This window comes from Cyanobium sp. BA20m-14 (assembly GCF_024346295.1).
Window position 1 is genome coordinate 1 of record NZ_JAGQCR010000101.1, and the last position, 10,651, is coordinate 10,651.

The window sequence follows — 10,651 nt, forward strand, 5'->3', positions numbered from 1 at the left end:
CCATGGCCGCCGCTGCGAAGAGGGGCCAACTTAGGCCGATGCGCCTCATTCAGCTCAGCGATCCCCACCTTTTGTCCGCCGCCCATGGTTTGTGGCGGGGTCGCCAGCCCTGGGCCTGCTTTGAGCGGGCCCTTGAGCAGGCCTGGATCCAGGCACCTGCCGCCGATCTGCTGCTGCTCAGCGGCGACCTCTGCCAGGACGAGAGTTGGGCGGGTTACGCCCGGCTGCGCGACCGCCTGGCCGCCTGGCCCACGCCCGTTGCCCTGCTGGCCGGCAACCACGACGCCCCCCACCTGCTGCGAGCCGCCCTGGGCCGCCACGCCGTTGTGGCCCCTGCGGTGCTGGAGATCGCCGGGGTGCGTCTGCTCTTGCTCAGCAGCCACCGCACGGGTTGCGTCGAAGGCTGGCTGGGTCCCCGGCAGCTGGCCTGGCTGGCTGGGGAGTTGGGCCGTTCCAGCCAGCTGCCCCTGGTCGTGGCGGTGCACCATCCGCCGGTGGCGATCGGGGATCCGAGCTTTGACCGCATCGGCCTGGGTGACGGCGGGGCGCTGCTGCAGCTGCTGGTAGGCCAGCCCCAGCCCCAGCTCAAGGCGGTGGTGTTTGGCCATATCCACCAGCATTGGCTGGGCGCCCTGCCCGGCTGGCCAGCAGTGCCCCTGCTTGGCTGTCCGTCCACCCTCTGTGCCTATGGGCCGGTGCAGCCCTGCCCCCTGGGCCGTCCCCAGGATCCCGGTGGGCGCTTGCTGGAGCTCGATGCCCAGGGCCGCCTCAGCCACACCCTGTTGCGTTGGCACCGTTGAGGTGGGCTCTTGAGGTGGCAGGCCGTTGCTTCCCAGGGCTCCCTAGCCTGGGCTTCAATTTGAACCGGTCCATGACGGCCTTGGCGATGAAGCGGCTGTTACTTGTACTGGTGCCCCTGCTGTGGCTGTCCCTGGGCCCCTGGAGCCCCACCGCCCTGGCGCTGGACTTGGCCCCGGATGGGGCGCTGGCTGCCCTCCCCAGCGGCACCCCCCACAGCTTCGTGGCCGAGGCGGCCCGGGCGGTGGCACCGGCCGTGGTTCGGATCGACACCGAACGGGAGGTGGCTCGCCAACCCTTTGATCCGGCTCTGCTGGATCCCTTTTTGCGCGACCTGTTTGGTGACCCCTCCGGCAGCATGCGCGAGCGGGGCCAGGGCTCCGGTGTGGTGATCGACGCGGCCAAAGGGCTGGTGCTCACCAATGCCCATGTGGTCGACCAGGTGGACAGCGTTGAGGTGACCCTGGCTGACGGCCGCCAGGTGGATGGAGCCGTGGTGGGGGCCGATTCGGTGACCGATCTGGCCGTGGTGAAAATCCCCGGTTCCCGCGATCTGCGGGCCGCTCCCCTGGGTGATTCGGAAGCCCTGGAGGTGGGCGACTGGGCGATTGCGATGGGCAGTCCCTATGGCCTGGAGCGCACCGTGACCCTGGGCATCGTCAGCAGCCTGCACCGCAACATCAACAGCCTTGGCTTCTCCGACAAGCGTCTCGATCTGATTCAGACGGATGCCGCCATCAACCCCGGCAATTCCGGTGGTCCCCTGATCAATGCCGGCGGCGAGGTGATCGGCATCAACACCCTGGTGCGTTCGGGGCCGGGGGCGGGCCTGGGCTTTGCGATCCCCATCAACCTGGCCCGGGGAGTGGCGGGCCAGCTCAGCGAGGGCGGCCAGGTGGTGCATCCCTATCTCGGCCTGCAGCTGGTGGCGCTCACGGCGCGCAGGGCCAGGGATAACAATCGGGACCCCGAGGCCCTGCTGCAGCTGCCGGAGCGCGATGGGGCCCTGGTGCAGCGGGTGCTGCCCGACAGCCCGGCTGAGACCGCGGGCCTGCGGCGGGGCGATCTGGTGGTGAAGGTGGACGACCAGCCCGTGCCCGATCCGGCCAGCCTGCTCAAGCGGGTCGAGGGCAGCACGGTGGGCCAGCTGCTGCCGCTCACGGTGATTCGGGGGCAGCGGGAGCTCAACCTCAGCATCAAACCGGCGGCCTTGCCCAAGGCCAGCTGAGGACTGCTACGGTCGCGGCCCTTTGGGGCGTGATCGATGTCGGACCTGCAAGATCAGATGAAGCAGGCGGTGGCGGCGGCAGCCACCGAGCAGATCCGCAGCGGCATGGTGGTGGGGCTGGGCTCTGGCTCCACCGCGGCCCTGATGATTCAGGCCCTGGGGGCCAAGCTCCAGAGCGGTGAGCTCAGCGACATCGTGGGTGTGACCACCTCCTTCCAGGGCGAGGTGCTCGCCGCCGAGCTCGGTATTCCCCTGCAGAGCCTCAACGCGGTGGATCGGATCGATCTGGCCATCGACGGCGCCGATGAGGTGGATCCGGCCTTCCAGCTGATCAAGGGTGGCGGAGCCTGCCATGTGCAGGAAAAGCTGGTAGCGGTTCGCGCCAAGCGCTTTGTGGTGGTGGTGGATTCCACCAAGCTGGTGGACACCCTCAACCTCGGCTTCCTACTGCCGGTGGAGGTGCTCCCCGGTGCCTGGCGTCAGGTGCAGGGCCAGCTCAAGGCGATGGGCGGCGAGGCCCAGCTACGCATGGCCATGAAGAAGGCCGGTCCGGTGGTGACAGACCAAGGGAATCTGGTTTTGGATGTGAAATTCGCAGGCGGCATCGGCGATCCGGCCGCCCTAGAGGCGGCGATCAACAACATCCCTGGCGTGCTGGAGAACGGCCTGTTCGTCAATCTCACCGACCAGGTGCTCGTGGGTGAGATCGTTGCTGGCGAGCCCCGGGTGCGGGATCTGGCGAAGCGCTGAGGCGCGATCCCAGCTCCCGCACCTCTCAGACGCCGCAGAGTTGCAGCAGCACCTGGCGCTGACGGGGGCCATCCAATTCCACCAGCAGCACGGCCTGGTAGCGGCCCAGGCCCAGCAGGCCGTCCACGACCGGCAGGGTGAGGTGGTTGCCCAGCTTCAGGGCGATCAGGTGGGCATGGGCGTTGCGCGGCTCATCGGCGGGAATGCCCGGCCGCAGGTGCAGGTCGTTGTGGGCGTAGGCCTCCTCGGGGGGCGTCAGGGCTAGGAAGTGGCGCTCGATGTCCCCCAGCAAGCGGTCCTCGGTCTCGTTCACGACCAAGGCGGTGGTGGTGTGCTGACCGGCGGCCACCAGCAGGCCGTTGCGGATCCCGGTGCCATCCACGAAGGCCTGCAGGTCGGCGCTGATGTCGTGGCAGCTGAAGCTGGCCGTGGTGGTGAGCTCTAGCCGGGTGGAGTGAAACGTCACCATGGCGAGGCAAGTTCCCCCAGCTCAGGCCAGCCTGCGCCGCACCGACTCGGCGTGGCTGTGCAGACCTTCACTTTCGGCCAGGGTGATCACGGCTGCCCCGGTGGCTTCCAGGGCCGCGCGGTTGAAGTGGATCAAGCTGGTGTGGCGCAGGAAGGTTTCCACGCTCAGGGCGCCGGCGAACCGGGCCGTGCCCGAGGTGGGCAGGGTGTGGTTGGGGCCGGCCAGATAATCGCCCACAGCTTCTGGCGTGTGGGGGCCCATAAAGATGGCGCCGGCATGCTGGATCTGCTCGGCCAGGCTCTCTGGGTCTTCCACCAGCAGCTCCAGGTGTTCGGGGGCGAAGCAGTCGCTGAGCTCAGCCGCCCGGCGGAGGCTCTCGCACACCACGATCAGGCCCCAGTCGCCCAGGGCGGTGCGGGTGATCTCAGCCCTGGGGTGACCCGCCAGCTGGGCCTCCAGGGCCGCCGGCATCGCCGCCGCCAGCTCTGCGCTGGTGGTGAGCAGGATTGCGGCGGCCAGGGGGTCGTGTTCGGCCTGGGCCAGCAGGTCGGCGGCCACCTGATCGGCCCGGGCGGTGTGGTCGGCGATCACCAGCACCTCACTGGGGCCGGCCAGCGAATCGATGGCCACCCGGCCATACACGGCCTTCTTGGCCAGGGTGACGTAGAGGTTGCCCGGACCACTGATCACATCGACGGCCGGGATGGTCTCGGTGCCGTAGGCCAGGGCTGCGATCGCCTGGGCGCCGCCGACCCGATACACCTCCTCCACGCCGGCCAGGTGGGCGGCAGCCAGCACGATGGCATTCGGTTCGCCGCTGGGCCCGGGCGGGGTGACCATCACCAGCCGTCCCACGCCGGCCACCTTGGCTGGAACAGCATTCATCAGCACCGTGCTGGGGTAAGAGGCCCGCCCGCCGGGCACGTAGATTCCCGCCCGCTCCACCGGCCGCCAACGGCGGCCGAGCCGTTCGCCATGGGGGCCGGTGATGGCCAGGTCGGCGGGGCGCTGCTGGCCGTGGAAGGCCAGAATTCGCTGATGGGCCAGGGCCAGGGCCTCCTGCAGGGCAGGGGCCGTGGTCTCCCAGGCCGCCGCCAGGCGTTCGGGGGGAATGTGCAGGGGGTCGGGCCGCACCCCATCGAAGCGTTCGGTTAGCTCCAGCAGGGCCCGATCGCCCTGCTGCCGCACCTGGCTCAGAATTTCTTCCACCCGGGCGGTCTCCTCCCCCATCAGGCCGCCGCTGGTGCGCCCGGCGATGGCGACCAGCCGTTCGGCGGCCTGGCTTTTCCCATCAGTGCTGGAATCCCGAAGGATGGCGATCGAGAGGGCGGCAGACGAAGCGACCACGGGCAGGTCTACCTGCGGAGGCTTTTCAGGCTAGGTCGCAGATCGCAGCTGGGCCTGAAGGTAGGATTCTTGATTGCCGATCCAGCTTCCAACAGCCTGTGGCCAATAACAAGTCTTCGAAGAAGCGCATTGAGGTTGCCGAGCGCAACCGCGTCCTCAACCGCACCTACAAGTCGGCCCTGCGCACACTGATGAAGCGCTGCTTCACCGCCTGCTCCGCCTACAGCCAGGAGCCCGGCGAGGCCGCCAAGGCCGCCGTCCAGGCCAGCATGAATGCGGCCTTCAGCAAGATCGACAAGGCGGTGAAGGTGGGTGTGCTCCATGGCAACACCGGCGCCAATCAAAAATCGCGCCTCAGCGCAGCGGTCAAATCGGCCACTGAGCCTGCTGCTGAGCCGGCCGCTGAGTTGGCAGTGGCAGCCCCGGCCTGAACCCCAGTGTTGGTTGACAGCCACTGCCACATCGTCTTTCGCAATTTTGACGACGATCTGGAGGAGGTCTCCCGCCGCTGGCGGGATGCCGGCGTCAAAGCCCTGGTCCATGCCTGCGTTGAGCCTGGCGAGATAGGGGCAATCCGGGCCCTGGCCGATCGCTTTCCTGAGCTGCGCTACTCCGTTGGGGTCCATCCCCTCGACACCCAGCACTGGCACCACGACACCGCTGCGGTCCTGCGCCAGGCGGCCAGGTCCGATTCCCGCGTCGTGGCGATCGGCGAGCTGGGCCTCGACCTGTTCCGTGACCACAACCTGGAGCAGCAGCTGGCCACGCTCGAACCCCAGCTCGACCTAGCGGTGGAGCTGGACCTGCCGGTGATCGTCCACTGCCGGGATGCGGCCGAGCCGATGCTGAACCTGCTGCGGCAGCGGGCCGATCGCGGCGCCTGCCCCCGTGGGGTGATGCACTGTTGGGGCGGCAGCCCAGAGGAGATGGCAGCTTTTCTGGAGCTCGGTTTTTTGATCAGCTTCAGCGGAACTGTCACCTTCCCCAAGGCAGCAGCCACCCACGCCTGCGCCCAACTGGTGCCGGCAGACCGTTACCTAATTGAAACGGATTGTCCCTTTCTGGCTCCGGTGCCCCGCCGGGGCAAGCGCAATGAACCTGCCTTTGTGGCGTCCGTCGCCGCCCGCATGGCCGAGTTGCGTGGGGAAACGCTCACAGAAGTGGCCCTTACCAGCAGTTCCAACGCAGCAGGGCTCTTTGGCCTCACGCTTCACACTGTATGATTTTAAATTGGCCTGTAAGCGGTAGCGCTCCTTGTTGTCGACGCCTGCAGTCTTGAAGAAGTCCCGTTGAGCATGCCCCTCGGGCAGCCGTTCCCAACCCCGGGGAGGCTGTTCGTGCGGGCTGTTGTGGTCCTTCAAGTTAGCGGCGCCCGACTCTGGAGCTCCACCGACCAGTCCCTTTCCCCCCGTTCCTGCAGGTTCACCGCATGAGCAGCGCGATCCAGGTCGCCAAGACCGTCACTTACCTTCCCGATTTGGTGGAGGTACAGCGGGCGAGTTTCAAATGGTTCCTGGAGAAGGGGCTGATCGAGGAGCTCGAGAGCTTCTCGCCGATCACCGATTACACCGGCAAGTTGGAGCTGCACTTCATCGGTAGCGAGTACCGCCTGAAGCGCCCCCGCCACGATGTGGAGGAGGCCAAGCGTCGCGACGCCACCTTCGCCTCCCAGATGTATGTCACCTGCCGCCTGGTCAACAAGGAGACCGGCGAGATCAAGGAACAGGAGGTGTTCATTGGCGAACTCCCCCTGATGACCGAGCGCGGCACCTTCATCATCAATGGTGCTGAGCGGGTGATCGTCAACCAGATCGTCCGTTCCCCTGGGGTCTACTTCAAGGACGAACAGGACAAGAACGGCCGCAAGACCTTCAATGCCAGCCTGATCCCCAACCGGGGGGCCTGGCTCAAGTTTGAAACCGACAAGAACGACCTGCTGCACGTGCGGGTCGACAAGACCCGCAAGATCAACGCCCACGTGCTGATGCGGGCCATCGGCTTGTCAGACAACGACGTTCTCGACAAGCTGCGTCACCCCGAGTACTACCAGAAGTCGATCGAGGCCTCCAACGACGAGGGCATCTCCTCGGAGGACCAGGCCCTGCTGGAGCTCTACAAGAAGCTGCGGCCCGGTGAGCCCCCCTCGGTGAGCGGCGGCCAGAGCCTGCTGCACAGCCGCTTCTTCGATCCCAAGCGCTACGACCTGGGCCGGGTGGGCCGCTACAAGATCAATAAGAAACTGCGCCTCACCATCCCCGATGCGGTGCGCACCCTCACCGCCGAGGACGTGCTCAGCACGATCGACTACCTGATCAACCTGGAACTCGATGTGGGCGGGGCCAGCCTCGACGATATCGACCACCTGGGCAACCGCCGGGTGCGTTCGGTGGGCGAGCTGCTCCAAAACCAGGTGCGCGTCGGCCTCAACCGCCTCGAGCGGATCATCAAGGAGCGCATGACCGTCGGTGAAACCGAATCGCTCACCCCGGCCCAACTGGTTAACCCCAAGCCCCTGGTGGCGGCCATCAAGGAGTTCTTCGGCTCCAGCCAGCTGAGCCAGTTCATGGACCAGACCAACCCCCTGGCCGAGCTCACCCACAAGCGCCGCATCAGCGCCCTGGGCCCAGGCGGCCTCACCCGGGAGCGGGCCGGTTTCGCCGTGCGCGACATCCACCCCTCCCACTACGGCCGCATCTGTCCGATCGAAACCCCGGAGGGCCCGAATGCCGGCCTGATCGGCTCCCTGGCCACCCACGCCCGGGTGAATGAATACGGCTTCATCGAAACTCCGTTCTGGAAGGTGGAAAACGGCATCGTCCACAAGAGTGGCGATCCCATCTATCTCTCAGCAGACCTCGAGGATGAGTGCCGCGTCGCCCCTGGTGACGTGCCCACCAACTCAGACGGCTACATCACCGCCGATCTGGTGCCGGTGCGCTACCGCCAGGACTTCGAAAAGGTTCCACCTGAGCAGGTGGATTACGTCCAGCTCTCACCGGTGCAGGTGATCTCGGTGGCCACCTCCCTGATTCCCTTCCTCGAGCACGACGACGCCAACCGGGCCCTGATGGGTTCCAACATGCAGCGCCAGGCCGTGCCCCTGCTGCGTCCTGAGCGTCCCCTGGTGGGCACGGGGCTGGAAACCCAGGTCGCCCGCGACTCCGGCATGGTGCCGATCACCCGGGTCAACGGCACGGTCACCTTCGTCGATGCCACCGCCATCGTCATCCGCGATGACCAGGGCACCGACCACGTGCACCACCTGCAGAAATATCAGCGCTCCAACCAGGACACCTGCCTGAACCAGCGCCCGATCGTGCGTCAGGGCGATCCGGTGATCGCCGGCCAGGTGCTGGCCGATGGCTCGGCCTGTGAGGGCGGCGAAATCGCCCTGGGCCAGAACGTGCTGATCGCCTACATGCCCTGGGAGGGCTACAACTACGAGGACGCCATCCTGCTCAGCGATCGGCTGGTGCACGACGATCTTTACACCTCGGTGCACATCGAGAAGTATGAGATCGAGGCCCGCCAAACCAAGCTTGGCCCCGAGGAGATCACCCGTGAGATCCCCAATGTGGCCGAGGAGAGCCTCGGTCACCTCGACGAGATGGGCATCATCCGCATCGGCGCCTACGTCGAGAGCGGCGACATCTTGGTGGGCAAGGTGACGCCCAAGGGCGAATCCGACCAGCCCCCCGAGGAGAAGCTGCTGCGGGCGATCTTCGGTGAGAAGGCCCGCGATGTGCGCGACAACTCCCTGCGGGTACCGAGCACGGAGCGGGGCCGCGTGGTGGATGTGCGCATTTACACCCGCGAGCAGGGCGACGAGCTGCCGCCGGGCGCAAACATGGTGGTGCGGGTCTACGTGGCCCAGCGCCGCAAGATCCAGGTGGGCGACAAGATGGCCGGCCGCCATGGCAACAAGGGCATCATTAGCCGCATCCTGCCCCAGCAGGACATGCCCTACTTGCCTGACGGCACCCCAATCGACATCGTGCTCAACCCCCTGGGTGTGCCGAGTCGGATGAATGTGGGCCAGGTGTTCGAATGCCTGATGGGCTGGGCCTCTTCCCATCTCGACTGCCGCGTCAAGGTGGTGCCCTTCGACGAGATGCACGGCGCTGAAAAGTCGAAGCAAACCGTGCAGGCCTACCTCGAGGAAGCCGCCAAATTGCCCGGCAAGGAATGGGTCTACAACCCCGACAACCCAGGCAAGATTCAGCTGATCGATGGTCGCAGCGGCGATCCCTTTGACCAGCCCGTGACTGTTGGCTACGCCCACATTCTCAAACTGGTCCACCTGGTGGACGACAAGATCCACGCCCGCTCCACCGGCCCCTACTCCCTTGTGACCCAGCAGCCCCTGGGCGGCAAGGCCCAGCAGGGCGGCCAGCGCCTCGGTGAGATGGAGGTGTGGGCCCTTGAGGCCTACGGCGCCGCCTACACCCTGCAGGAATTGCTCACCGTCAAATCCGACGACATGCAGGGCCGCAACGAGGCGCTCAACGCCATCGTCAAGGGCAAGCCGATCCCCCGGCCTGGCACGCCTGAGTCCTTCAAGGTGCTGATGCGCGAGCTGCAGTCGCTTGGTCTAGACATCGCCGTCTACACCGATGCCGGCGAGGAAGTGGATCTGATGCAGGACGTCAACCCCCGCCGCAGCACCCCCAGCCGGCCCACCTACGAATCCCTCGGCGTCGCGGATTACGACGACGACTGATTGCTTGTTTGCAGCGCATCGCTGACCGCCCCTCCCTTCTCGAACTCCGCGAGCCCTAAGCCGATGTCCAACAGCAACCTCCGCACCGAAAACCACTTCGACTACGTCAAGATCACGCTCGCTTCGCCCGAGCGGATCATGGAGTGGGGGCAGCGCACGCTGCCTAATGGTCAGGTGGTGGGTGAGGTCACCAAGCCCGAAACCATCAACTACCGCACGCTCAAGCCCGAGATGGACGGGCTGTTCTGCGAGAAGATCTTTGGACCCTCCAAGGATTGGGAATGCCACTGCGGTAAGTACAAGCGGGTGCGCCACCGCGGCATCGTCTGCGAGCGCTGCGGGGTCGAGGTCACTGAGAGCCGGGTGCGTCGCCATCGCATGGGCTTCATCAAGCTGGCAGCCCCTGTCTCCCACGTGTGGTATCTGAAGGGGATCCCCAGCTATGTGGCGATCCTGCTGGACATGCCCCTGCGGGATGTGGAGCAGATCGTCTATTTCAACTGCTACGTGGTGCTCGATCCAGGCGATCACAAAGACCTCACCTACAAGCAGCTTCTCACTGAAGATGAGTGGCTTGAGATCGAAGACCAGATCTACGCTGAGGATTCCGACATTGAGAACGAGCCCATAGTGGGCATCGGCGCCGAGGCACTCAAGCAACTTCTGGAGGATCTGGAGCTCAATGAAACTGGCGATCAGTTGCGTGAGGAGATCGCAGCCAGCAAGGGCCAGAAGCGGGCCAAGCTGATTAAACGTTTGCGGGTGATTGATAACTTCATCGCCACCAATGCCCGTCCCACCTGGATGGTGCTGGATGTTATCCCGGTGATCCCGCCAGATCTGCGGCCCATGGTGCAGCTCGATGGCGGCCGCTTTGCCACCAGCGATCTCAACGACCTCTACCGGCGGGTGATCAACCGCAACAACCGGCTAGCCCGGTTGCAGGAGATCCTGGCCCCCGAAATCATCGTTCGCAACGAAAAGCGGATGCTGCAGGAGGCCGTCGATGCCCTGATCGACAACGGTCGCCGGGGCCGCACCGTGGTGGGTGCCAACAACCGGGCCCTCAAGTCGCTCAGCGACATCATTGAGGGCAAGCAGGGCCGTTTCCGCCAAAACCTGCTCGGCAAGCGGGTCGACTACTCCGGTCGTTCCGTGATCGTGGTGGGCCCCAAGCTCAAGATGCACCAGTGCGGCCTGCCCAAGGAGATGGCGATCGAGCTGTTCCAGCCCTTTGTGATCCATCGCCTGATCCGCCAGAACATCGTCAACACCATCAAGGCCGCCAAGAAACGTATCCAGAAGGCCGACGATGAGGTGATGCAGGTGCTGCAGGAGG

General features: G+C 65.8%; 9 protein-coding genes. 7 read left to right on the forward strand and 2 right to left on the reverse strand.

Annotated elements, in window-relative coordinates; translation table 11 throughout:
- From KBZ07_RS10490 to rpiA, 3 genes are all read left to right on the forward strand, one after another.
- Positions 1 to 800, forward strand: an 800-nt coding sequence (locus KBZ07_RS10490; RefSeq protein WP_315860160.1) for a metallophosphoesterase, incomplete at its 5' end; no start/stop codon positions are given.
- Positions 801 to 871: 71 nt separating this feature from the next.
- On the forward strand, positions 872 to 2,026 hold the full coding sequence (locus KBZ07_RS10495; protein WP_254931562.1) for a trypsin-like peptidase domain-containing protein: 1,155 nt from the start codon (positions 872 to 874) through the stop codon (positions 2,024 to 2,026).
- Positions 2,027 to 2,062: 36 nt separating this feature from the next.
- Positions 2,063 to 2,776: a ribose-5-phosphate isomerase RpiA gene (rpiA, locus tag KBZ07_RS10500; protein ID WP_254931563.1), complete on the forward strand. Its 714-nt coding sequence runs from the start codon at positions 2,063 to 2,065 to the stop codon at positions 2,774 to 2,776.
- Between the two features lie 25 nt (positions 2,777 to 2,801).
- On the opposite strand, the gene KBZ07_RS10505 is transcribed toward rpiA, so the two are convergent.
- Together KBZ07_RS10505 and hisD are read right to left on the reverse strand one after the other, a co-directional pair.
- Positions 2,802 to 3,245: a secondary thiamine-phosphate synthase enzyme YjbQ gene (locus tag KBZ07_RS10505; protein ID WP_254931564.1), complete on the reverse strand. Its 444-nt coding sequence runs from the start codon at positions 3,243 to 3,245 to the stop codon at positions 2,802 to 2,804.
- Between the two features lie 21 nt (positions 3,246 to 3,266).
- Positions 3,267 to 4,592: a histidinol dehydrogenase gene (gene hisD, locus KBZ07_RS10510; protein WP_396123398.1), complete on the reverse strand. Its 1,326-nt coding sequence runs from the start codon at positions 4,590 to 4,592 to the stop codon at positions 3,267 to 3,269.
- 98 nt (positions 4,593 to 4,690) lie between these two features.
- On the opposite strand from hisD, the gene rpsT reads away from it, so the two are divergent.
- The 4 genes from rpsT to rpoC1 all read left to right on the forward strand — a co-directional run.
- A complete protein-coding gene (gene rpsT, locus KBZ07_RS10515) occupies positions 4,691 to 5,023 on the forward strand; it encodes a 30S ribosomal protein S20 (RefSeq protein WP_254931565.1) in 333 nt (110 codons plus the stop codon).
- Positions 5,024 to 5,029: 6 nt separating this feature from the next.
- Positions 5,030 to 5,815, forward strand: coding sequence for a TatD family hydrolase (locus KBZ07_RS10520; protein ID WP_254931566.1), 786 nt, complete (start codon positions 5,030 to 5,032; stop codon positions 5,813 to 5,815).
- A gap of 206 nt (positions 5,816 to 6,021) precedes the next feature.
- Positions 6,022 to 9,312: a DNA-directed RNA polymerase subunit beta gene (gene rpoB / locus KBZ07_RS10525; RefSeq protein ID WP_254931567.1), complete on the forward strand. Its 3,291-nt coding sequence runs from the start codon at positions 6,022 to 6,024 to the stop codon at positions 9,310 to 9,312.
- 63 nt (positions 9,313 to 9,375) lie between these two features.
- Positions 9,376 to 10,651, forward strand: a 1,276-nt coding sequence (rpoC1, locus tag KBZ07_RS10530) for a DNA-directed RNA polymerase subunit gamma (protein WP_254931568.1), incomplete at its 3' end; no start/stop codon positions are given.